Origin of the sequence: Brevibacillus sp. NL20B1, assembly GCF_018195675.1 — a bacterium.
Taxonomy (GTDB): Bacteria; Bacillota; Bacilli; order Brevibacillales; family Brevibacillaceae; genus Brevibacillus; species Brevibacillus aydinogluensis.
Genome location: NZ_JAGTPT010000001.1, coordinates 1 through 22,059 on the forward strand (window position 1 = coordinate 1; position 22,059 = coordinate 22,059).

Below are 22,059 nucleotides of genomic sequence, written 5' to 3' on the forward strand. Positions count from 1 at the left end.
ACCGGTGAAGGACAAGAAGGGGATATGCAGTTCATCAGGGGAAATAAAGCAATTTTAGAGCATGAAAAGGACGGGAAGGATATACACCTCTTTGAGTACGTCCGAACCGGGTATGTGAAGTACGTTGGTCAGATGCTCTGTGTTGGATATAGGGTAAAGGACAAGGACAACAAGGGACAAAATCGGAAAGTAATTGTGTTTGAGTTGATGCCGATCGAAGCGGAGTTACCTCAGAAGGGTTCATTTAAGTGATGACTTAGCGAAATAAGAAGAGAATTGAGATTGAAATTTTACGGAGCAGCAATAGCATTTCTCCAAGGAGTGTTACTCTTGATATCCAAAATACTTGGTCTCTTTCAGTCAAAAAAAGAGGAACCTGCCACGAAAAAGGTGACGCAAAATAAAAATAAACAAGAGCAGCAGAAAAAATCTGTGAGAAAAGGGGAAATCGGTGAGTACAAGGTAAATATTCAGTTGGACCAGATGCCAAAAGAGTATAAGCATCTTGCTGACCTTCTGGTGACAAACCCAGCAGCGAAGTCTGGCTATTCTCAGATTGACCACGTACTCCTTACACCGTATGCCATTTTTGTTATCGAGACGAAGAATTATCAAGGGGAGATCAAAGGAGGGCGAGACGACAAACAGTGGAACGTTAACAATCGATTTACTATGATGAATCCGTTTAACCAAAATTACGGACATATTGAAATCGTACGAAAGATTACAAACGCATCACGAGAAGATATCGTTTCCCTAATCTCATTTACCAGACGGGCTACGTTTAGTGTCGATCCAGCGTTACGGAAGATTTCTTCCAATGACCTGATAGTATATGACATAGAGTTGACGGAATTCATTGAACGAAAGATAAACTACATCAAACTGACAGAGAAGAAAAGCAAATTTACGGCTGAGCAGATTGACGAGATGTATTTGGCGTTAAAACAAGCCAATATCACCGATCCGGCAATTCGAGCATTGCATACTGACAGTCTGAAAGGGAACGGCCTTTTTACTCAAAAGACAATTGTTAATGAACAGGCAAAATGTGCCATATGCGGCAAGCCAGTACCCCAAAAGGTAAAAGAGTACTGCCTGGCCAATCCCGCCCGATTTAAAGGAAAAATTTATTGTTATGATCACCAAAAATAAGTCGCTTGTGCGAAAGGACATGAAGGGTATGTCATAAGAAAAGCCGCCTTTTACTGGCGGCTATTTTGTCTCACGTAAATGTTCAAGAGACTGTTGATGCTATCCACTGCATCGAATCGCTGGTAGAGCCGATACAGGATCTCAATGATTTCTGCAAACCCATACATTAAGATACTGCTGACAATAGAGTAAACCAGAGGGGACACGAGGGTGAGAAAGAAGTGTCTCTCGTCAATCATCCAGAGTACGACTCCACTGATAATTCCAACGGCAAGTACTACACCTGCAAGTACACGAATCCAGCGCGCATATTGATTGGTATAATGATCAAACACCGAATGCCACACTCCTAACAGCAGAAATCCTTGAGAAATCAAGGATTTCTTGATTTTATCGGTAACTTGCTGAACAGGGGAAACCAGAACGGAAAACGATCGAATAACGGCCAATCTTTTTACAAAGTAGGTATAAGCACAAACCTGATAAGGATGAAACCATTAAAAGGCTTCTTCGGAATCCCACAGATTTTGCAGCCGCCCTTGAACCTTTTTATGGAAAGGCAATCGCAGCACGACTTGGCGATTTGTTGAGCCTGACATTTTACGATAGCGGCTGAACTGGTTCAGGCGCTGAAAACAGGCAATACCACAGCAGCTGTAGATGCCCAGAAACGTTGGTTCGCAATGAGGATGAGATTGCTGCCTTCTGGGCAGAATTAATGGTCCACAGAGGAATGGAGAGACATGTTGTATAAACATTTGAGGCTGCTCAGCAGCGAAGTGGCTGCCCGTATCGCCGGAAACTATGTAGAAAAACATTGCATTAAGTGACAGGATTGAAGCACAAGCACTTAAAATGACCGACGTTATGACGAACGGAATTGTTCAACAATTTACGATGGCCTTTGCCTATTAATTGTACAAAATGGTTACACACCCCGGTAAATCGTAATTAACCAATGTGTAGGGAGATTATGGTTGTTTGTTGGATTTAAGATTTTTGTCGAAAGAATCCCAGAGATAATACACTGCCCAGAATACGATTACGACAAGCAATGTAAGTGGTTTTTGTTTTGGAGGTAACCAAAAAGCCAGTATTACTGCAATTGCCAAAAAAGGAGGGAGTAACATCCAATAAATTTTATTTCGGAACATAGGGTAACCTCCTCACAAACATTAAAACTTCCACCTATTTTACCACAATGTGGCTTTGACTGTTTCGAGAATTTCGATTCTAATCACCCCATTTATATTTGCTAAACAAAAACCCCAGGGATTACCCCGGGGACGGCCGAGCGACTCTTGGAGAACATCATTTCCATTGCGTTCAGTCGTTGGGAGTGCTTAATGCTCACCAAAATTTTTTTACCGTATTACCTTGTAAAGCGACATATGTTGCTATACAATGTCTACCAGGAGGTGTAAACATATGGATAAGGAGATATTAAAGGGGAGTATTGATATCCTACTTCTTTCTATTATTGGCCGGCAGGATACATATGGATATGACATTATCCAGCAGCTAAAGGCTCTTAGTAACGGTGAATATTTGATGAGCCAGGGAACGCTATATCCTGCTCTGAAACGGTTGGAGAAAAAGGGATTGTTGAGATCCTATTGGGTAGAGAATGAAGAAACGGGACGGAGGAAATTCTACTCCCTTACGAACGAAGGGAAAGCGGAATTGCAAGAAAAATTACGATCATGGAATCAGATAAATCTTCTTATTCAAGCATGCAGAAAGGTGGAATTCGCATGAATCCTTTCGATTCATATCTTAAAAAAATCATTGCAAACATTGATGTCTCGGAAGAAGAAAAACATGAACTCTACACTGAATTTTTGGATCATCTTACGCAGTTAAAAGCGGAGTATATAGCAAAAGGTTTTTCGGAGTCAGAGTCTATACAAATGGCAATTAACGCTTTTGGTGATACGGAAAAAGTTGGCAAGAGCTTGGAAAATGCCATCTTTCCTTATAAGCAGTGGATTAATGGGTGCGCCTGGATCGGGTTATTGATCTACATTGCGGTGGTACTTCAACTACTCTTTTTTGATGAGTTTAGATTGAGTTCTCGGGAGCATGTAATAACCTCGGGTGTTGAACCCACAAGTCGTTATAACCTGGTTCCATTTAAAAATATCATTACCTATCTCCTGAATTTTGAGCACTATAATTTTAATACGTGGTTTTTCAACACCTTCGGAAATATTTTGATATTCCTGCCTTTCGGTGTGCTGCTGCCAGTACTGTTTTCGAAAGCTAGATCCGCATTAAGAATTCTCGGTTATTCCCTTGCATTTAGCTTGGCGATCGAGATTATCCAAGTTACTACGAAGCTGGGATATTTTGATGTTGATGATCTAATTTTGAACACATTCGGCGGGTATGTTGGGTTTATTCTTTGGATGCTGATGAATAAAGTCATCGCCAAGTTGACGAAAAAAACAAAACCAACGATAGCATGAGGCAATTAACATATTCCAATAGTTGACCAAGAGGCCGAGCAGTGTTAGGGGTTTTACCTGATCACTTGTTCGGCTTTTCTCTTTTCGTATCCTCTGAGAATTTTCTTGGCAAGCTTTCGCTACCGGAACATTAAAGATGAGTATGATAAATCTCTCCAAAATTATCCAGCCTTCAGAGCCGCATAAGCGAGCACGCAAACGTCAATAAGCATGCTCGCCAAACAGCCGTACTTCATCAACAGGAGACGTACTGTCATGTATCACTTCCTCCGCATACCCGCCCCCAATAGCTCAGGGGGAGGGTTGTTTTGTGCAAAATCGTTAAAAAATTCCCACAAAAATCAATTGCGAAACAAAAAACGACCCGGTAAACTGAAGACAGACAGGAGAGCAAGCGCTTTCCCAAATGGCGAATCGCCAAAGTCTGATAGGAAAGTGGATGAGAAATGAAGACGACCATTTACGACGTGGCAAAAAAGGCTGGCGTGTCCATCTCCACGGTATCCCGGGTGATCAACAATACCGGCCGGATCAGCGCGAAGACGAAGAAACGGGTCCTGGACGTGATTGAACAGTTGGGCTATCAGCCCAGCGTGGTCGCATCCGCGTTGACGGGAAAGCGTACGCGCACGATCGGCCTCATCATTCCGGATGTGGCCAATCCTTTTTTTGCGGAGCTTGCGCGGAGGGTGGAGGACCGGGGACGGGAATTGGGCTTTAACCTGTTGATGTGCAACACGGACAACAACCCGGATACGGAAGACATGTACCTGTCCTTGTTGAGGCAGAAAAGTGTCGACGGTATCATCATCGGCACGAACGCGAGAAATCATCGCGTCCTCAGGGAGCTGTTGGAGGAGAATCTGCCGGTGGCGCTGATTGCGCAGGACATCCCCGAATTGATGATCGACGTGGTAGCGGTCGATGACTATCTGGGCGGGTATCAGGCGGCCCAGCATCTGGTATCGCTGGGGCACAAACGGATCGCCATCCTGGTGGGCAACATGAATCGCACGAGTGACAAATATCGGCTGGAGGCGTTTCGGCAGGCGCTGGAGGACCATGGGCTGGAGCTTACGGAAGACCTGGTGATCCGGACGGATTATTCGCGGGAGGACGGGAAGCGGGCGGCGCGTGAACTGCTGACGTCACCCAAACGGCCGACAGCGATTTTTGCTTGTTTTGACTTCCTGGCGATTGGCGTCTACCAGGCAGCCAAAGAGTTGGGGCTGCGCATCCCTGACGATGTGTCTGTCGTTGGGTTTGACAACACGATACTGGCGTCCATTGTTGATCCGCCGCTGACGACCATCGCCCAGCCGATTGACGAGATGGGACGTCAGGTGATGGATTTGCTGGTACGTGAAATCGAAGGTGACAAAAAGACGAAGCAGCGTGTCATTTTACCGCCCGAGCTGATTATTCGCCAGTCCACAAAGCCCATTGCGTAGACGGACCAGCAGTAGGACGGACCGGCGGTAGATTCCCATAAGCATCGCGATGCTGCCCGGAGACAGACGCTCTGCCCCTCTTCACACACGTGAAGGGGATGGCTGCGCGTCTTTTTCTTTCTTTTTTAAATTTTTGAAAAAATGTGTTGCAAGAAAATGGGCAATGGATGTAAAATGAAGGCAAATTAGAGAAAGCGCTTGCGCAAGTATCGGCAGGAAGCCTCCTGCACCATAAACGCAGTGATTTCACGGCATAAACCATCCTCTCAATCGGTTCAGTCTACTAAGAAAAGCGAGCAGGGTGCAATTTTTCGGAGGAAAAGTGTAAGCGCTTTCCACTGACGTTAACCCGGATTTGTGTGGAGAGAGGAGAGACGTTTTGCATGGCACAGGTAAAGGTAGGCATTTTGGGAGCAGGCGGGATCGCCAAGGTACATACCTCGATCCTGAAGCGCGATGAGCGGGTGGAGATTGTGGGCGTGGCCGATATCTCGCAAGAACGGGCGACAGCCCTGGCGGTGGAGGCAGGGAGGGCGAAAGCGGTCGGAAGCCTGGAAGAGCTGTTTGATCTCGGTGTTGACGCGGTCTATGTCACCACCCCCAATACGCTTCACGTGGAGCCGGTGCTTGCGTGTTTGCAGCGCAACATCCACGTGTTTTCTGAAAAACCGATGGCCACGTCGTTGGCGGAAGCGCAGCAAATCAGAGAGGCGGCGGCAGCGTCGAAAGCGGTGTACAATCTGGGGATGAATCGCCGGTATGCGTCCGTGTACAAACGCGTGAAGGAGTTGATTGGCTCCGGCGAGGTCAACCCGTACCTGGCGCACCTCAAGATGAACCGGGGAGAACTGCTGCACCCCGCCTGGACTGCCGACCCGAAGGTTACCGGCGGGTTCCTGTACGAAACGCCTTTTCACCTCCTGGACTTGAGCCGCTACTTGTTTGGAGAAGTGCAATCTGTCTCCTGCGAGGGCAGACAGCATATCTCCCAGTCGGAATTGGACACGTTTGCCATTCTGCTGACGTTTGAATCGGGAACCGTGGCCACGTTTGTCACGTACGCCCATGCCGGTTGGAGCTTTCCGTTTGAGAGCGTGGAGGTGTACGGGACATATGCGACTGTCGCGACACAGGAATTGGAAAAGGTGATGTACGCCCCGGGCTTGAAGCAGGCGGCACACGTCCACGACTTCTTCCAACTGCCGATGGAGGAGAAGTGGGGGTACGCGGAGGAAGATCGGCTGTTCATCGACGCGATTGTCCACGGGACAAAACCGCCCGTGACCGCAGAAGACGGATATCGTTCGATTCAACTGCTGGAAGCCGTGTACGAAAGCGCCAAAACGGGCAGGCGCATCGAGATGCGACAGGCGGCACGGTAGGCGGGCAGGCAGCGGCAGTGATGCTGCGGACGGCATTGCACAAGCAGCAGGTACGGACCGGATGAATTGGTCCGGACAATGAGCAAAATGGTCTGAATATACCGTAAATTCATCAGTCGGAAAGGAGCGTGATTCCATGACGGTTCGCTGTGCAGTTCTGGGATTGGGACGCCTGGGGTATCACCATGCGAAAAATATCGCCACCCATCAGATCAGCGGGGCCAAACTGGTGAGTGTTGTCGACACGATGGAAGGACGGGCGGAACAGGTTGCAAGGGAATTGGGCCTGCAAACGTGGGCGAAGAATCCGGAGGAAGTCATTGCCGATCCCGATGTCGACGCGGTCATTATTGTGACGCCGACCAGCACCCATGCCGAGATGATCAAACAAGCGGCAAAACACGGCAAGCCCGTGTTTGTGGAAAAGCCGCTCACGCAGCATCTCGAAGAGGCGGACGAGATCATCGACATCATCAAGGAGAGCGGGGTGATCTGCCAGGTGGGCTTCATGAGACGGTTTGATCCTGCCTACGCCGAGGCAAAGCGCAGGATCAGCGCAGGAGATATAGGAAAACCCGTTTACTTCAAGGCAATTTCCCGTGACGCCGGATCGCCGCCCGCTTCGTTTATCAAGCACAGCGGACGGATGTTTATGGACGTCTCCATCCACGACTACGACATGGCGCGGTACCTGATGGGGGCGGAAATCACTGCCGTGTCCGCACACGGGCGAGTGCTGGTGCATTCGTTCATGGAAGAGTACAACGATGTGGATCAGGCGCTCACGTATGTCGAATTTGACTCCGGTGCAGCAGGGGATATCGAGGCCAGCCGAAACTCGCCCTACGGTCACGACATCCGCACGGAAATCATTGGCACGGAAGGCTCGCTGTTTATTGGAACACTTCGCAATCAATCGATCACGTATCTGAACCACAAGGGCAGCCACTACGAGATCATCCCCGATTTTCAGACCCGCTTTGACGATGCCTACCGATTGGAACTTGCTCATTTCATCCACTGTGTCCAGCACAAGCAAACACCAAGCGTTACAGAATTAGACGGCAGACGCAATCTGCAAATCGCCATCGCGGCCACTCAATCATTTGACACCGGGAAAAAGATCACAATCGAGGGGGGAAGTCCGGAATAAAGAGCGGATCGGGTCTACCTGTCTACGATGGAACGCGGTGTGCAAACGGGCAGGATCGCCTGCAAATAAGGAGGGGGCTATTCATGAAGGGACAAAAAAAGGGTGCATGGTGGTTGATTGTATGTCTGGTCGCTGTCTTGGTCGCCGGATGCGGAGCCGACCAGGAGACAGCGCAGCAGGCAGGCTTTGACAAGAAGGACAAGATTGTGATCGGCGCAGCGCTTCCCGACTTTGATGACAAGTGGTTGAGCTACCTGCAGGACGGTATGAAACAGTACGAAAAAACGCAGGAGAACGTGGAAGTGATTTACGTCGATGCGATGAATGACGCCAGCAAGCAGCTCTCCCAGGTGGAGAATTTCATCCAGCAGAAAGTGGACGCGATCGTGCTTATTCCCGTCGATACCACGTCCGCGCCCAATCTGGTCGAAAAAGCAAACCAGGCCAATCTGCCGATCGTGGTCGTGAACCGCATATACGACGGGGTGGAAGCGGCCACCGCCTATGTGGGGTCCGAATCCATCAAGGCTGGTCTCATGGAAATGGAGGAAGTGGCAAAACTGCTCGGCGGAAAAGGAAACATCGCGATCATGAACGGACAGATGGGGCACGAGGCGCAGATCAAGCGAACGGAAGGGAACAAGCAGGTCATCGAGCGGTACCCGGACATGCAGGTGGTCATGGAAGGAACGGCAGAATGGGATCGGGCCAAAGGCATGGCCTTGATGGAAAACTGGCTCCAGTCCGGAAAGCAAATCGACGCTGTTGTCTCCAACAATGATGAAATGGCCATCGGCGCGATCATGGCGCTCGAAGCGGCAGGAAAACTGAACGACGTCGTCGTGGCCGGCGTCGATGCCACTCCGGATGCGTTGGAATACGTAAAAGCCGGAAAATTGCAGGTGACGGTGTATCAAAATGCGATCGGCCAGGGACAAGGCGGCCTGGAAGTGGCGATCAAAGCGGCCAAAGGCGAAAAGGTGGAAAAGTTCAACTGGATTCCGTATGAACTGGTAACCAAAGAGAACGTGGACGAGTACATGAAAAAATGGCAGTAAAGCGGGGGGAGTCGTCATGCACAGCACGTACATCCTGGAAATGGAGAATATCTCCAAGGCATTTCCGGGAGTAAAAGCTCTGGACCGCGTACAGCTCAAGGTGAGGAAAGGGACCGTACACGCCCTGCTGGGGGAGAATGGCGCGGGCAAATCAACCCTGATGAAAATCCTGATCGGGATGTACAGTCCGGACAGCGGGCGCATTATCTTTGACGGGGAAGAGCTGAAGCTGTCCAATGTCAAACAGGCGCTCGACAAAGGGATCGCAATGATTCACCAGGAGCTCAGCCCGATCCCCTACATGACCGTGGCCGAGAACATCTTTTTGGGAAGAGAGCCCAGTTACCGGTTTACGGGGTGGGTGAAGCAGAGGGAGATGGAGGAAAACACGAGACGGCTGTTCGAGCGGCTGGAGATTGACATCGACCCGCGAGCAAAGATGATTGACCTCAGCATCGCCCATACGCAAATGGTCGAGATCGCCAAGGCGATTTCCCGCCAAGCCAAGCTGATCATCATGGACGAACCGACGTCCGCGATCACGGAAAAAGAAGTCCAGCATCTGTTTTCCATCATTCGATCGCTGAAAAAGGAAGGCGTGTCCATGATCTACATTACGCACAAAATGGAAGAACTGGCGCAGATCACGGACGAGATAACGGTCCTGCGCGATGGAAAGTACGTGGGCACAAGGCCGAGCGACCGCATCAGCAAGGAGCACCTGATCGAAATGATGGTGGGGCGGGAGCTGCATCACGTGTTTCAGAAAAAGCGTGCGGACATCGGAGAGGTCGTGCTGGCGGTCAACCGTCTGACCAGAGCGGGGAAATTCGCGGACGTCAGCTTCGAAGTCCGCCGGGGAGAGGTTGTCGGCTTTGCAGGGCTGATGGGGTCTGGCAGAACGGAGGTAATGGAGAGCGTATTTGGGATTGTGCCTCCCGATTCCGGTGAGATCGTGGTGAAGGGCAGGAAAACGGCGATTCGTTCGCCGCGCGATGCGATTCGGTGCGGGATGGGATTTTTGACAGAGGATCGGAAGGGAACGGGCCTGTTCCTCCCGCTGTCGGTGCAGGACAACATGATCACGGTGAACATCGATCGCTACACAACCTGCGGCTTTCTCAATGCCGGGCAAATCCAGGCCGATTGTCGGCAGCAGTGTGAGCAGCTGGCCATCAAGACGCCGAGCCTGTCTCAAACGATCAAGTATCTGAGCGGCGGGAATCAGCAAAAAGCGCTGCTTGCCCGCTGGCTGCTTCACGATCCCGACATCTTGATCCTGGATGAGCCGACGCGCGGGATCGATGTGGGGGCCAAATTGGAAATCTACCAACTGATTGCCGATCTGGCCCAAAAGGGCAAAGCCATCGTGGTGATTTCCTCCGAACTTCCGGAAATATTGGGTGTGAGCGACCGGGTCATCGTAATGCACGAAGGACGAAAAATGGGGGAATTGCGCCGGGAGGAGGCGACCCAGGAAAAAATCATGCAGTTGGCGACCGGCGAGCTGATCGCCAGCTAGTCTCATACAAGTCTGGAGGACGTGCGGATGAACAGTGAAGTGACGATCGCAAACAAGCCAAACAAGTCCGAAGCAGTCGGAAAACGCCGCTGGAAAGAAACGGCCTTCCGCCTCTTCGGACGATACGGGATGCTTTTTATTCTGATCGCGCTGATCCTGGTGATGTCGATTCTGTCCCCTACGTTCTTTACATCTGGCAATTTGCTCAATATCGTCAGGCAGATGTCGATCGTCGGCATTGTGGCGATTGGCGTCACGATGGTGATCATCACCACCGGGATCGACCTCTCATCCGGTTCCGTGATCGCGCTCGTGTCCGTAGTTGTCGCAACTTTCGCGCATCCGGACAGCTATCCGCTCGTGGTTCCGATCGCCGTCGGACTGGGGATCGGACTTTTGACAGGAGTGATCAACGGGACGATTATTGCCAAAGGAAAAATTGCCCCGTTTATCGTCACCCTGGGGATGATGACCGGGGCGCGAGGGGCGGCGCTGCTCTTCAGTGACGGAAGACCGATCGGAAATCTGTCCGATTCGTTCAAGTTCATCGGCCAGGGAGCGGTGTTCGGGATACCGCTGCCCATCATCATCTTTGCCCTGGTCGGACTGGTTTCTTATCTCCTGCTGACCAAAACGAAATTTGGCAAGTACGTCTATGCGATGGGCGGGAATGAACAAGCGGCGAGGATCGCGGGGATTCCGGTCGACAGGTATATGATCATGATTTACGCCTATGCCGGTTTGCTCTCTTCGATTGCCGGGATCATCCTGACGTCCCGGATCGCCTCCGGTCAGCCGACGGCGGGCGTGATGTATGAATTGGACGCGATCGCCGCAGCGGTGATTGGCGGCACCAGCCTGTCCGGCGGGATCGGAACGATTGGCGGCACCATTATCGGGGCGCTGATCATCGGCGTGATGAACAACGGTCTCGACCTGCTCAACGTATCCTCGTACTGGCAGCAGATCTTGAAGGGCGGGATCATTGTCACCGCTGTCTTTCTCGACGCCCGGAAAAACAGAAAATCCTGAAACAAAAATCGTGAGTTCCGGCAAGATGCGAAAGGTGGGACACGAACGGAATGAAGACGAGGAGACTGACAACGGCGCAAGCGTTGGTAGCCTTTTTGCAGCAGCAGTATGTGGAATGGGACGGCAGGCAGGAGCGGTTCGTCAAGGGAATCTTCACCATATTTGGCCACGGAAATGTACTGGGACTTGGCCAGGCGCTGGAAGAATATGCGGAAGAGCTGGAAGTGTACCAGGGGCGAAATGAGCAGGGGATGGCACACGCCGCGGTGGCCTTTGCCAAGCAAAAAAACCGTCGGCAGATCATGGCATGCACGTCGTCGGTTGGGCCGGGTGCGGCCAACATGCTGACAGCCGCGGCGACGGCGACCGCCAATCAGATACCGGTCCTGCTGCTGCCTGGCGATACGTTTGCCACCAGGCAGCCGGACCCCGTTTTGCAGCAGATCGAACACGGCCATGACCTGACCATCACCACCAATGACGCTTTCCGCGCTGTCAGCAAGTACTGGGATCGGGTAAACCGACCGGAACAGTTGATGACCGCCATGCTCAACGCCATGCGCGTGCTCACCGATCAGGCTGATACAGGGGCGGTAACCATCTGCCTCCCTCAGGATGTACAGGGAGAAGTGTATGACTTTCCCGAGTCTTTCTTCCAAAAGCGCGTCCACCGGATCGACCGCCGGATTCCGAGCGAATCGGCGCTGCGCGATGCGGTGGAGCTGCTGCGGCACAAGAAAAAGCCGATCATCATCTGCGGCGGGGGCGTTCGTTATTCCGATGCGGCTGATGCCCTGCGGCGCTTTTCCGAAACGTTTCACATTCCGTACGGGGAGACCCAGGCCGGGAAAAGCGCGGTGGACAGCGGTCATGCGTACAATCTGGGAGGCATCGGCGTGACCGGAAACCTCGCGGCCAATCGGATGGCCAAAGAGGCAGATGTCGTCATCGGAATCGGCACCAGATTCACCGACTTTACGACGGGGTCGAAACGCTTGTTTCAACATCCGGATGTGGATGTGCTCACGATCAACGTTTCCGAGTACCACGCGAGCAAGCTGGACGCGGTGAAAATCGTCGCTGACGCCAAATTGGCCCTGCTCGCGCTGGAAACCGAACTGGAACGGATCGGATACCGGTCCGGGTACACGGATGAGATCGAACAGGCCAAACAGGCGTGGCAGCAAGAGCTGGACCGTCTGCGCAGCATTCAGTACCGGAAGCAGGGGTTCACGCCGGAAGTGGCCGGCCAGCTCGATCAGGTGCTGCCCGAATTCGCAGACACCTTCCAATCCTGCCTGACGCAAACCGAGGTGATCGGCCTGGTGAACGCCTTGATTGAGGAGGACGCGATCATCGTCGGGGCCTCGGGAAGCCTCCCCGGCGACCTGCAGCGGATGTGGGAATGCCGCCGGCCGAACACCTATCACATGGAATACGGCTACTCCTGCATGGGGTATGAAATCGCCGGGGCGCTGGGCGTCAAAATGGCCGAACCGGACAAAGAAGTCTATGCCATGGTGGGGGACGGCAGCTACCTGATGCTGCATTCTGAATTGCTGACGAGCATCCAGGAAGGCAAAAAAATCAATGTGCTGCTGTTTGACAACGCTTCGTTCGGGTGCATCAACAACCTGCAAATGGGCAACGGCATGGGCAGCTTCGGGACGGAATTCCGCTACCGGAACCCGGAAACCGGTCGCCTGGACGGCCGCCTGATGACCGTTGATTACGCCGGCAGCGCCGCCGGATACGGCGTAAAAACATACCGTGTGCGGACGACAGATGAACTGCGGGCAGCCATCGCAGACGCGAAACGGCAAACCGTGTCTACCCTGCTCGACATCAAGGTGCTGCCAAAGACGATGACCGGCGGGTACGAAGCATGGTGGCATGTCGGCATCGCGGGGGTTTCGCACAACGCTGCGGTGAGGGCAGCGTATCGGGAAAAGGAAGCGAACCTAAAACACGCACGACCATACTAAACCAAAAACGGGGTGTGCAAGATGAGTCAACCCAATCCCTTTCGCATCGGAATCGCCCCCATCGGCTGGGTGAATGACGATATTCCCGGCCTCGGCGACCATTACACGCAGGATCAGGTTTTGTCCGAAATGTCTGCACTCGGCTATGTTGCCACTGAAATGGGTCGCCTGTTCATGCAGGAACCTGCGGCGCTGAAGGCCAAACTGGACGCGTACGGCATACAGCTGGCCAGCAAGTTTGTGGCGACGCTGTTTTCGGACGCCAACCGTCTGGAAGAGGAATTGCAGATTTTTGGCTCATGGGTGCGTTATCTGAAGGAAATGGGCTGCGAGCATGTGATCGCCTGCGAGATGGGCGGGTCGATGCATTGGGACCCCCGGCGCGCACCGGGCGACACGGCAGTCCGCAAACTGACGGATGACCAGTGGGAGTCGCTGGTGGAGGGACTGCATCGGGCGGCCCGCCTGTGCCGGGAACACGGCATGAAGCTCGTCTATCATTACCACGCCGGCACCGTGGTGGAAACGGCGGACGAGATCGATCGGCTCATGGAGACGACCGACCCGGCCCTGGTGCATTTGCTGTTCGATACCGGGCATGCGCTGTACGGCGGATACGATCCGCTGAAACTGGCAGAGAAGCACGGACAGCGAATCCAGTACGTCCATCTGAAAGACGTCCGCCGGGATGTGCTGGAGCATGTCCGGCAGCAGAACCTGGATTTTCTCACGGCGGTAAAGCTGGGAATGTTCACGGTGCCGGGCGATGGCTGCATTGACTTTGCGCCGATCATACAGAAGCTGCTGGAAAACGGCTACACGGGCTGGCTGATTGTCGAAGCGGAACAGGACCCGGCTGTCGCTCATCCCTACACGTATGCGCAGCGGGCAAAAGAATATCTCGAGGCGACGATTCGGTCAGCGGCGAAGCAGAGATAGGAGGGAGACGATGAGTACGCTGATTGTTCCCGGTTCCCGACCGGACGAAGCAGGGTTGGTGCTGCGCGTTACCCCGGAATCGGCAGGGTGGAAATACATCGGCTTTGAGGTGTACGCGCTGTCAAAAGGGCAGACACTGAAAAAGCATACCGGCGATCAGGAAGTGTGCATCGTGCTGTTGACGGGCATCGCTCATGCCGCCACCGCCCGCGCAGCATGGGAAAGCATCGGCCAGCGCATGAACGTTTTTGAAAAAGTACCGCCGTATGCCGTGTACGTCCCTCCGGGCGACCATTGCGAAGTAACAGCTGTAACGGACGTGGAACTGGCGGTCTGCATAGCGCCGGGGAAAGGAACGTACCCCGCCCGCCTGATTTCTCCCGCCGACGTCGGCGTTGAGCAGCGGGGAGCGGGCAACATCGAGCGAAGAATTCACAACATTCTGCCAGAGCGGCAGCCGGCGGACAGTTTGCTGGTGGTGGAAGTGTTCACACCGGAAGGCCACTGGTCCAGCTATCCGCCGCACAAGCACGATCAGGACAATCTGCCGCATGAATCTTATCTGGAGGAAACGTATTACTACAAAATCAATCCCGGTCACGGTTTCGCCGTACAGCGCGTGTACACGGACGACCGCTCACTGGACGAGACGCTGACCGTGCACGATGGCGATGCGGTGCTGGTCCCCAAAGGGTATCACCCCGTTTCCGCCCCGCCCGGCTATGACGTCTACTATTTAAACGTCATGGCGGGACCGGTACGTACGTGGAAATTTCAGAACGATCCGGCCCATGAGTGGGTAATGGCAAGCAAAATGGCCAGCCGGCAGGATGGAAGGGAAGGGGATGCTCCATGAACAATCTGACCTTTGACAGCCGCAAGCCGATGGATTTCATCGCGATCGGCAGGCTGTGCATCGACCTGAATGCCAATGAGATCAACCGCCCGATGGAAGAAGTGATGACCTTTACCAAATACGTGGGCGGCTCCCCGGCCAACATCGCCATCGGCTTGTCCCGGTTGGGGATGAAAACGGGGTTTATCGGCCGGGTGGCGGATGATCAGATGGGGCGGTTTATCGTCAATTACCTGAAACAGAATCAGATTGACACCTCCCAGGTAATCGTCGACCGGTCGGGCAGCGTAACGGGGCTGACGTTTACCGAAATCAAAAGCCCGACCGATTGCAGCATCCTGATGTATCGGGAGAATACCGCGGATTTGCGGCTGGAACCCAACGACGTGAAGGAAGAGACGATTCAAAATGCCAAAGCGATCCTGATCACCGGCACGGCGCTGGCGAAGAGCCCGTCGCGTGAAGCGGTGTTTCTCGCCCTGGATTACGCCAATAGGCACGGCGTCGTGACGTTTTTTGATCTCGACTACCGTCCGTACACGTGGACTTCTGCGGAAGAAACGGCGATCTACTACAAGCTGGCTGCCGAAAAGTGTGACGTCCTGATCGGCACCCGGGAAGAATTTGACCGGATGGAACACTTCGATCGCATTGACCGGCACGATGACGCCGTCACGGCGAGAAGATGGTTTGACTGCCGGGCTAAAATCGTCTTGATCAAACACGGGAAAAACGGTTCCGTCGCGTACACCAACGACGGCCAGTGTTATACGGGAACGGTTTTTCCGGCCAAGGTGGTCAAGACGTTTGGTGCGGGAGATTCTTATGCCGCCGCTCTGATCTACGGACTGATGCAGGGATGGGACATTGCGAAGGCGATGGAATACGGGGCTGCTGCCGCCGCGATTGTCATTTCCTCCCACAGCTGCTCGGAGGCGATGCCGACGGTGGAGCAGATCGAACGCTATATCCAACAGTGCCGCAGCGGGGAAGGTGTACGCTGACTCAAAGTACGTGGCGCATGGGTGATGGGGGCCTGGATCATGTCCGCTCCAAAACGAGGCGCGGACAAGGGGCAAACATCTGGCCAAAAACAACGGAAACAGCGGAAATCTGCGGGGATCAATGACGTTTGCAGTCCAAACACGGAAAAGGGCGGTTTTTTCCGCGAAGTCGCCGCTTTTTGCGCCTTCCGGCCGTTCGACGCCTCCCCCCTGATTATGGTAAAATGGAGCCATCAAACAGGAAAGGATCTTGATACCGATGGGTCCGTATAAGACCATCTGGAAACGTTATGACCTCTCCTACATCTAGCGACGTAGCTGTTGATCGTCTCTTGGGCGACCCAACCTGCTACGAAAGCGAGATAATGGATATGAAACGAGATCGAATCGTCAGGAGTTCCTCCGTAGCCGGAAGGGCGCCCGCGCCAAAACGGTTTACGATGCGAGGAATCTCAGATGAGGAGAGCAGTTGCGTACGTTCGCCAATTGTGTTGGATTGTGTTCGGCGCGTTTGTATTGGCATTTGCGTATTATCACATCAATGCTCAGAACCATTTGTCGGAGGGCGGGTTTGTCGGGTTGGCCCTGCTGGCCAAGTACGCGTTTGACCTGTCGCCGGCTATCACGACGCTGGCGCTCGACATTCCGCTGTTTCTCGTCGCTTTTCACGTGAAGGGACGTCAGTTTCTGGCCAACACCATCATTGCATCCATCGCCTTTTCCGTCTTTTACGATTTGTTTGAGCGGTTCTCGCCGCTGCACGTTGATCTGAGCGGCCTCATGCCGCTGGCCGCCCTGCTGTCCGGCCTGCTGACCGGTTGGGGGGCGGGGATCGTCTTGCGGTATGGCGGCGCCACTGGCGGGGACGACATCCTGGCCGTGCTGCTCAGCCGTCAGATCGGACTGTCGATTGGAACGGTCTTTCTGCTGCTGGACGCGCTGGTGCTCAGTCTGTCGCTGTGGTACCTGCCGCTTCGCGAAACGCTTTACACGATCCTGGCGGTGACGATTGCCAGCCGGGTGGTCAACTGGACCGCCGCTGCAAGCGGCCGGGCAGATGATGGCGACGAATCGGAAACAAAAAGCATATCGCGTTCGCTTACCCTGCCGGATCATTGATGCCAAACCAGTTTCAGACCGGATGAGGTAAATGCCGGCAGGTCCATCCAACGCGAACCCCTCCTGGTAATACAGCGCGTATCGCTGTTTGCCGCGAGGGGTTTTTTCACGGCAAAACGGCAGCTTGCGTGCGTGCTTGTCTGTCTCACGCCTCGGTCTTGTGAGATAATGAGAAGACAACCGAACAAAGGATCAGGAGGCGCTTTTCATGACATTGCTGCAAGACATCGGGAATACGCTGGTGAAGGTGCGTGAGGCCAACCCCCTCGTCCACAACATCACCAACGTCGTCGTCACCAACTTTACCGCCAACGGCCTGCTGGCCCTGGGCGCTTCGCCTGTCATGGCGTACGCCAAGGAAGAAGTGGCGGACATGGCCAAAATCGCCGGCGCGCTGGTGCTCAATATCGGCACGCTGAATGAGGCAAAGGTGGAGGCCATGCTGATCGCGGGCCGTTCGGCCAATCAGCACGGCGTGCCGGTCATCTTCGACCCGGTGGGAGCGGGGGCGACCGCCTATCGGACGAAAACCGCGCAAACGATCATGCGGGAGGTCCGGGTGTCCGTCATTCGCGGCAACGCTGCGGAAATCGCTCATGTGATCGGCGAGAGCTGGACGATCAAAGGCGTCGATGCGGGGGAAGGGAGCGGCGATGTAGTCTCGCTCGCGCAGTCGGCGGCGAAGCAGTTGGGCACGATCGTCGCGATTACGGGGAAAACGGATGTCATCACGGACGGCTGCACCACCTACCTCATCCGCAACGGCCATCCCATCCTGACCAAGGTAACGGGCACGGGCTGCCTGCTCACATCCGTCCTGGGGGCGTTTGCTGCGGTGGAGAAAGACCTGCTGCTTGCGGGGGCGGCTGCACTCGTCAGCTATGGCGTGGCGGCGGAAGTGGCAGCTGCCGGCAAAGGAGCGGAAGGCCCGGGACAATTTCAGATCGAGTTTTTGAATCAATTGGCGCGGATCACCGCAGACGATGTCCGCAGATACGGAGCGATCGACCGCGTGTAAGCCGGGGAGAAGAGCGCGTATCGGCCGGGTGACGGCGAGACTGCTTTCCCGCTGTTGGGCGAAAAAGGCCCCTTTGTGCTTGTTAGCGAGGGGGCCTTTGCGTTGCCTTTCATAAGCGGAATCGATACAATGAAATAAGCACGAGGCCAACATCTTCTCTTTTAACCAGAAAAAAATTTTAAAATACCACTTGAAAAAGCTTTTGAGATGTGATAGATTAATTCTTGCCGATGAGAGAACGGCAAAAACGATCTGGATGGATGTCCGAGAGGCCGAAGGAGCACGATTGGAAATCGTGTAGACGGGGATGACTCGTCTCGTGGGTTCAAATCCCACTCCATCCGCCATCAATCACCTGGCCCGTTGGTGAAGTGGTTTAACACAGCAGCCTTTCACGCTGTCATTCAGGGGTTCGAATCCCCTACGGGTCACCATAGAAAAATCCCCCTGGACGCTGTCCGGGGGACCCCGCAAAGCATACGGATTCGCTGAGAAGCCTCCGTTCACTTTGCGGACGGAGCGGAGGCTTAGCTCAGCTGGGAGAGCATCTGCCTTACAAGCAGAGGGTCGGCGGTTCGATCCCGTCAGCCTCCACCACCTTTACGGGTACAATGACATATGCGGTCGTGGCGGAATTGGCAGACGCGCTAGATTCAGGTTCTAGTGGTGGCAACACCGTGGAGGTTCAAGTCCTCTCGACCGCACCATACAAAATGTCTTGATTGTTACATCTCAGAAGGTATTAACATGCGGACGTAGCTCAGCTGGTAGAGCGTCGCCTTGCCAAGGCGAAGGCCGCGGGTTCGAGCCCCGTCGTCCGCTCCAGTGCAATCTCTTACATCGTTTTGTGCCCTTAGCTCAGCTGGATAGAGCGTTTGACTACGAATCAAAAGGTCGGGAGTTCGAATCTCTCAGGGCACGCCATAGCAAGAGGTGGGAAGTTGGCACAGCCCGTGTCTCACCTCCACGTCGGGAAGTGGCTCAGCTTGGTAGAGCGCTTGGTTCGGGACCAAGAGGTCGCAGGTTCAAATCCTGTCTTCCCGACCATTCTTATTCTCATCAGCAACGGGCGGCGCAGAGCAGCATCCGATCTGCTGCGCTGGCCGATAACGCGTGCGGGTGTAGTTCAGTGGTAGAACCCCAGCCTTCCAAGCTGGTCGCGTGGGTTCGATTCCCATCACCCGCTCCAAATGTTTCTGGCGGTGTAGCTCAGCTGGCTAGAGCGTTCGGTTCATACCCGAAAGGTCGGGGGTTCAAGCCCCTCCACCGCTACCATATGTACATGGCGATCGTGGCGAAGTGGTTAACGCACCGGATTGTGGCTCCGGCATTCGTGGGTTCGATTCCCATCGATCGCCCCATTTTTTTATTCATCAAAGGACGTCCCCAACCCAGACACATGCGGTCGTGGTGGAATTGGCAGACACACCATCTTGAGGGGGTGGCGGGGCGACCCGTGCGAGTTCGAGTCTCGCCGACCGCACCATCTATGTTCACACAGCCCGGTGAGTGCAGCAAACCGCTGCAAGCGCCGGGCTTTTTGATTTTGAATCGTTTCTGTACCAGGCCGCTTTTCCACGGGCGGACGCCTCTCTCTTTCACTTTCGCAATATTGTGACGAGTAAATGCGCTTAAGTTCGCCGCTTCCTTTTCAAGGCGGCCACGTTTTGGGGTATGGAAGGGCGAAGGCGCACAAAAACAGGCGCGCCAACCTGTTATCCGGTCGACACGCCCGCATGGTGCATGAGGCAAAAGCGCTGAACCGTTCAGCGCCTTGCCGTATCCTTTTTTACATCTTATGCCGGTGAGGCTTTCGGGCAGGATGGAACAGCCGATTCCACTTGATCTGCGGCACGGCAATGGCGGCCAGGATCAACAGCACACCGCTCCACTTGTAGAGGCTGACCTGTTCGTGCAGCACCAGACTGGAGAGCAGCACGACTGCCGGCAGTTCGGCGGCGCTGAGAATGGTCGCCAATCCGTTGCCGATACGCGGCACGCCAATCGACAGACAGAGAATCGGGATGGCTGAGCCGAAGCAGGCCACCAGCAGGGCGTACGGCAGCAATCCGTCCCACAGTCTGCCGTTGATGAGGAAGGTCGGCGGATAGACCAGCGACAGGCAGAGCGCGGCCATGCCAATGGAGACGGCGCTGCGCAGATACGGGTTCACGTCCGGCGCCAGCCGTCCGCTGAGAAAGATCACCATCGCAAACGTAAACCCGGACAATAGACCATAGATGAGACCGGTGGCGCTGACGTCATGCAGGCCGGATTCCATCAGGCCGCTGGCCAGCACGGTGCCGATGCCGAGGAGGACCAGCGAGGCCCATTTTTCCGGTCCGGGCCACTTGCGGTCGGCAATACACTCGATCAGCACGCCAATCCAGGTAAACTGGAACAGCAGCACTATGGCGAGCGAGGCCGGGATTTCGCTGACCGCCCGGTGGTAAAACAGGCTGGTGCCGGCCATCATCAGGCCGGACGGCAGCAGGATCAGCAGGTGGCGCAGCCGAAACCGCTGCCTGGACAGGAACAGCGCGACGCCGGACATGATCAGCGTCCCGAACACAAGCTGCCCGCCGCTTAATTCGACCGGGGTAAAACCGGCGGAAAAGGCGGATTTCATGATGACAGAAAGCACGCCGTAGCTGCACGCGCCGGCCAGGACGAGCAGCACGGATCGCCAGTAACTCATAAGCAAACGTTCCTTTCTTGTGACAAAACATAAGTATGCGAAAATTATTGTACATGAGATTCAGAAATGATACAATAAAATTTTACACATATCTTTATCATACTGCTGTGATGATTCGTTACCATGCTAAACAACTGCCGTGGCGTGCAAGCATGTGCCTTCTCCCGGCCAATATGCTGCATGTTAATAGATAGCTGTTCCGGCCTGCTTCAGCTACACTAGAGATGACAGAGCAAATAATTCATGGAGGCTGGAGAGATGAGAAAGGGTGTCTTCTACGCGGTGGGGGCCTATTTGGCCTGGGGACTGCTGCCGCTCTATTGGAAGGTGTTTCAGGAAATGGCCGCGTGGGAGATTCTCGCCCACCGAATTGTCTGGTCCCTCGTTTTTGTTGCCGTACTGCTGTTTGTGACGAAGCGCTGGCTGCAGATGCGAAAGGCGATTTCGACGGCGAAGGAGAGAGGGGCGCTCCTCCTGTGTTCGCTGTTTATCAGCGCCAACTGGCTGATTTTCATCTGGGCGGTCAACAACGGCAACGTGTTGGAAACCAGCCTCGGGTACTACATCAACCCGCTGCTGAACGTGCTTTTTGGCGTCTTGTTCCTCAAAGAGCGGCTGGGAAAGGGGCAATGGATGGCGATTGCGCTGGCCGCAGCCGGCGTTTCCGTGATGACCGCGCACTACGGCAGGGTACCGTGGGTCGCGATTTCCCTCGCACTGACGTTTGCCTGCTACGGGCTGGTCAAAAAGTTGATAAAAACGGACGCGATCATCAGTCTGGCCTGGGAAACGCTGGTGGTGGCTCCGGTGGCGCTGGGGTACCTGGTGACGCTGCACGTCAGCGGGACGGACACGCTTTCCCACGTGACAGGCTGGCAGATTGCACTGTTGACGCTGTCTGGCGTGGCGACGGCCTTGCCGCTCTTCTGGTTCGCTCAAGCGGCCAAGCTGCTGCCGCTGTCCACGGTGGGGTTTATCCAGTACCTGGCCCCGTCGATCTCGCTGTTCATGGCGGTGTTCCTGTTTGGCGAAACATTTGGCGGCGTTCACCTGGTCAGCTTCGGCTTGATCTGGAGCGCGCTGTTCGTGTACACGGTCAGCTCGATGCGAAAAAAACCGGGTTCTGCACAGCAGCCGGTGGAGCTGGCGATCAAAAAGGAAGCGTAACACAAAAAAACTCCAATCTGTCCGAAGCAGCGGACGGATTGGAGTTTTTTGC

General features: G+C 54.1%; 19 protein-coding genes and 11 tRNA genes. 28 read left to right on the forward strand and 2 right to left on the reverse strand.

Annotated features, from left to right (window positions below):
• Together KDN35_RS00005 and KDN35_RS00010 are read left to right on the forward strand one after the other, a co-directional pair.
• On the forward strand, nt 1-252 hold a 252-nt coding region (locus tag KDN35_RS00005; RefSeq protein ID WP_481752762.1), incomplete at its 5' end, for an SRA domain-containing endonuclease.
• A 78-nt stretch (nt 253-330) separates the two neighbouring features.
• Complete coding sequence (locus KDN35_RS00010; protein ID WP_171564465.1) at nt 331-1,155, forward strand: nuclease-related domain-containing protein; 825 nt, start codon at nt 331-333, stop codon at nt 1,153-1,155.
• A gap of 50 nt (nt 1,156-1,205) precedes the next feature.
• Here the strand turns inward: KDN35_RS00010 and KDN35_RS00015 are convergent, their stop codons facing one another.
• On the reverse strand, nt 1,206-1,490 hold the full coding sequence (locus KDN35_RS00015) for a hypothetical protein (protein WP_171564464.1): 285 nt from the start codon (nt 1,488-1,490) through the stop codon (nt 1,206-1,208).
• A 1,093-nt stretch (nt 1,491-2,583) separates the two neighbouring features.
• Between KDN35_RS00015 and KDN35_RS00020 the strand changes: the two genes are divergently transcribed.
• The 25 genes from KDN35_RS00020 (at nt 2,584) to KDN35_RS00140 (ending at nt 19,628) form a co-directional block, all read left to right on the forward strand.
• Nucleotides 2,584-2,913 (forward strand): PadR family transcriptional regulator, encoded by a 330-nt coding sequence (locus tag KDN35_RS00020; protein ID WP_171564463.1) that lies wholly within the window; start codon nt 2,584-2,586, stop codon nt 2,911-2,913.
• Nucleotides 2,859-3,623 carry a VanZ family protein gene (locus KDN35_RS00025; protein ID WP_212131803.1) on the forward strand — a complete coding sequence of 255 codons (765 nt, stop codon included), beginning with the start codon at nt 2,859-2,861 and terminating at the stop codon, nt 3,621-3,623. Before KDN35_RS00020 ends, KDN35_RS00025 begins: the two co-directional genes overlap by 55 nt.
• Before the next feature lie 446 nt (nt 3,624-4,069).
• Nucleotides 4,070-5,074: a LacI family DNA-binding transcriptional regulator gene (locus KDN35_RS00030; RefSeq protein WP_171564461.1), complete on the forward strand. Its 1,005-nt coding sequence runs from the start codon at nt 4,070-4,072 to the stop codon at nt 5,072-5,074.
• 383 nt (nt 5,075-5,457) lie between these two features.
• Nucleotides 5,458-6,456, forward strand: coding sequence for a Gfo/Idh/MocA family protein (locus KDN35_RS00035; protein WP_212131804.1), 999 nt, complete (start codon nt 5,458-5,460; stop codon nt 6,454-6,456).
• Between the two features lie 136 nt (nt 6,457-6,592).
• Nucleotides 6,593-7,609, forward strand: coding sequence for a Gfo/Idh/MocA family oxidoreductase (locus tag KDN35_RS00040; protein ID WP_212131805.1), 1,017 nt, complete (start codon nt 6,593-6,595; stop codon nt 7,607-7,609).
• A gap of 83 nt (nt 7,610-7,692) precedes the next feature.
• Complete coding sequence (locus tag KDN35_RS00045; protein WP_212131806.1) at nt 7,693-8,667, forward strand: sugar ABC transporter substrate-binding protein; 975 nt, start codon at nt 7,693-7,695, stop codon at nt 8,665-8,667.
• Nucleotides 8,668-8,683: 16 nt separating this feature from the next.
• The gene (locus KDN35_RS00050) at nt 8,684-10,189 is read left to right on the forward strand and encodes a sugar ABC transporter ATP-binding protein (protein ID WP_171564457.1); all 1,506 of its coding nucleotides are present in this window, start codon (nt 8,684-8,686) and stop codon (nt 10,187-10,189) included.
• A gap of 27 nt (nt 10,190-10,216) precedes the next feature.
• On the forward strand, nt 10,217-11,221 hold the full coding sequence (locus KDN35_RS00055; protein WP_212131807.1) for an ABC transporter permease: 1,005 nt from the start codon (nt 10,217-10,219) through the stop codon (nt 11,219-11,221).
• A 50-nt stretch (nt 11,222-11,271) separates the two neighbouring features.
• Nucleotides 11,272-13,206, forward strand: coding sequence for a 3D-(3,5/4)-trihydroxycyclohexane-1,2-dione acylhydrolase (decyclizing) (iolD, locus tag KDN35_RS00060; protein ID WP_212131808.1), 1,935 nt, complete (start codon nt 11,272-11,274; stop codon nt 13,204-13,206).
• A gap of 21 nt (nt 13,207-13,227) precedes the next feature.
• Entirely contained in the window at nt 13,228-14,145 is a 918-nt protein-coding gene (gene iolE, locus KDN35_RS00065) for a myo-inosose-2 dehydratase (RefSeq protein ID WP_212131809.1), read from the forward strand.
• A 10-nt stretch (nt 14,146-14,155) separates the two neighbouring features.
• Nucleotides 14,156-15,001: a 5-deoxy-glucuronate isomerase gene (gene iolB / locus KDN35_RS00070; protein WP_212131810.1), complete on the forward strand. Its 846-nt coding sequence runs from the start codon at nt 14,156-14,158 to the stop codon at nt 14,999-15,001.
• Nucleotides 14,998-16,005: a 5-dehydro-2-deoxygluconokinase gene (iolC, locus tag KDN35_RS00075; RefSeq protein WP_212131811.1), complete on the forward strand. Its 1,008-nt coding sequence runs from the start codon at nt 14,998-15,000 to the stop codon at nt 16,003-16,005. Before iolB ends, iolC begins: the two co-directional genes overlap by 4 nt.
• 456 nt (nt 16,006-16,461) lie before the next feature.
• Entirely contained in the window at nt 16,462-17,124 is a 663-nt protein-coding gene (locus tag KDN35_RS00080) for a YitT family protein (RefSeq protein ID WP_171564451.1), read from the forward strand.
• 208 nt (nt 17,125-17,332) lie between these two features.
• Nucleotides 17,333-18,142 carry a hydroxyethylthiazole kinase gene (thiM, locus tag KDN35_RS00085; RefSeq protein ID WP_212131812.1) on the forward strand — a complete coding sequence of 270 codons (810 nt, stop codon included), beginning with the start codon at nt 17,333-17,335 and terminating at the stop codon, nt 18,140-18,142.
• 254 nt (nt 18,143-18,396) lie between these two features.
• A tRNA-Ser gene (locus KDN35_RS00090) sits at nt 18,397-18,489 on the forward strand.
• A gap of 10 nt (nt 18,490-18,499) precedes the next feature.
• Nucleotides 18,500-18,576: transfer RNA gene (locus KDN35_RS00095), tRNA-Glu, on the forward strand.
• Nucleotides 18,577-18,663: 87 nt separating this feature from the next.
• Nucleotides 18,664-18,739: transfer RNA gene (locus KDN35_RS00100), tRNA-Val, on the forward strand.
• Between the two features lie 23 nt (nt 18,740-18,762).
• Nucleotides 18,763-18,849, forward strand: a tRNA-Leu gene (locus KDN35_RS00105).
• Between the two features lie 42 nt (nt 18,850-18,891).
• Nucleotides 18,892-18,967 (forward strand) — tRNA-Gly (locus tag KDN35_RS00110).
• 22 nt (nt 18,968-18,989) lie between these two features.
• A tRNA-Arg gene (locus KDN35_RS00115) sits at nt 18,990-19,066 on the forward strand.
• A gap of 46 nt (nt 19,067-19,112) precedes the next feature.
• Nucleotides 19,113-19,189, forward strand: a tRNA-Pro gene (locus KDN35_RS00120).
• Nucleotides 19,190-19,257: 68 nt separating this feature from the next.
• Nucleotides 19,258-19,331: transfer RNA gene (locus KDN35_RS00125), tRNA-Gly, on the forward strand.
• A gap of 9 nt (nt 19,332-19,340) precedes the next feature.
• Nucleotides 19,341-19,417: transfer RNA gene (locus KDN35_RS00130), tRNA-Met, on the forward strand.
• A 10-nt stretch (nt 19,418-19,427) separates the two neighbouring features.
• Nucleotides 19,428-19,503 (forward strand) — tRNA-His (locus tag KDN35_RS00135).
• A 40-nt stretch (nt 19,504-19,543) separates the two neighbouring features.
• Nucleotides 19,544-19,628: transfer RNA gene (locus tag KDN35_RS00140), tRNA-Leu, on the forward strand.
• A 303-nt stretch (nt 19,629-19,931) separates the two neighbouring features.
• On the opposite strand, the gene KDN35_RS00145 is transcribed toward KDN35_RS00140, so the two are convergent.
• Nucleotides 19,932-20,840, reverse strand: a complete 909-nt coding sequence (locus KDN35_RS00145) for an EamA family transporter (protein ID WP_212131813.1) — start codon at nt 20,838-20,840, stop codon at nt 19,932-19,934.
• 258 nt (nt 20,841-21,098) lie between these two features.
• On the opposite strand from KDN35_RS00145, the gene rarD reads away from it, so the two are divergent.
• On the forward strand, nt 21,099-22,007 hold the full coding sequence (gene rarD / locus KDN35_RS00150; protein WP_171564448.1) for an EamA family transporter RarD: 909 nt from the start codon (nt 21,099-21,101) through the stop codon (nt 22,005-22,007).
• The last annotated feature ends 52 nt before the right edge of the window (nt 22,008-22,059 follow it).

Excerpts from the sequence above, each read along its gene's own strand:
- iolE (WP_212131809.1), top strand. The coding sequence starts at position 13,228 with ATGAGTCAACCCAATCCCTTTCGCATCGGAATCGCCCCCATCGGCTGG.
- KDN35_RS00145 (WP_212131813.1), bottom strand. The coding sequence starts at position 20,840 with ATGAGTTACTGGCGATCCGTGCTGCTCGTCCTGGCCGGCGCGTGCAGC.
- KDN35_RS00080 (WP_171564451.1), top strand. The coding sequence starts at position 16,462 with ATGAGGAGAGCAGTTGCGTACGTTCGCCAATTGTGTTGGATTGTGTTC.
- KDN35_RS00030 (WP_171564461.1), top strand. The coding sequence starts at position 4,070 with ATGAAGACGACCATTTACGACGTGGCAAAAAAGGCTGGCGTGTCCATC.
- KDN35_RS00055 (WP_212131807.1), top strand. The coding sequence starts at position 10,217 with ATGAACAGTGAAGTGACGATCGCAAACAAGCCAAACAAGTCCGAAGCA.
- KDN35_RS00050 (WP_171564457.1), top strand. The coding sequence starts at position 8,684 with ATGCACAGCACGTACATCCTGGAAATGGAGAATATCTCCAAGGCATTT.
- KDN35_RS00020 (WP_171564463.1), top strand. The coding sequence starts at position 2,584 with ATGGATAAGGAGATATTAAAGGGGAGTATTGATATCCTACTTCTTTCT.
- iolB (WP_212131810.1), top strand. The coding sequence starts at position 14,156 with ATGAGTACGCTGATTGTTCCCGGTTCCCGACCGGACGAAGCAGGGTTG.
- iolC (WP_212131811.1), top strand. The coding sequence starts at position 14,998 with ATGAACAATCTGACCTTTGACAGCCGCAAGCCGATGGATTTCATCGCG.
- KDN35_RS00035 (WP_212131804.1), top strand. The coding sequence starts at position 5,458 with ATGGCACAGGTAAAGGTAGGCATTTTGGGAGCAGGCGGGATCGCCAAG.
- thiM (WP_212131812.1), top strand. The coding sequence starts at position 17,333 with ATGACATTGCTGCAAGACATCGGGAATACGCTGGTGAAGGTGCGTGAG.
- KDN35_RS00025 (WP_212131803.1), top strand. The coding sequence starts at position 2,859 with ATGGAATCAGATAAATCTTCTTATTCAAGCATGCAGAAAGGTGGAATT.
- KDN35_RS00040 (WP_212131805.1), top strand. The coding sequence starts at position 6,593 with ATGACGGTTCGCTGTGCAGTTCTGGGATTGGGACGCCTGGGGTATCAC.
- rarD (WP_171564448.1), top strand. The coding sequence starts at position 21,099 with ATGAGAAAGGGTGTCTTCTACGCGGTGGGGGCCTATTTGGCCTGGGGA.
- KDN35_RS00045 (WP_212131806.1), top strand. The coding sequence starts at position 7,693 with ATGAAGGGACAAAAAAAGGGTGCATGGTGGTTGATTGTATGTCTGGTC.
- iolD (WP_212131808.1), top strand. The coding sequence starts at position 11,272 with ATGAAGACGAGGAGACTGACAACGGCGCAAGCGTTGGTAGCCTTTTTG.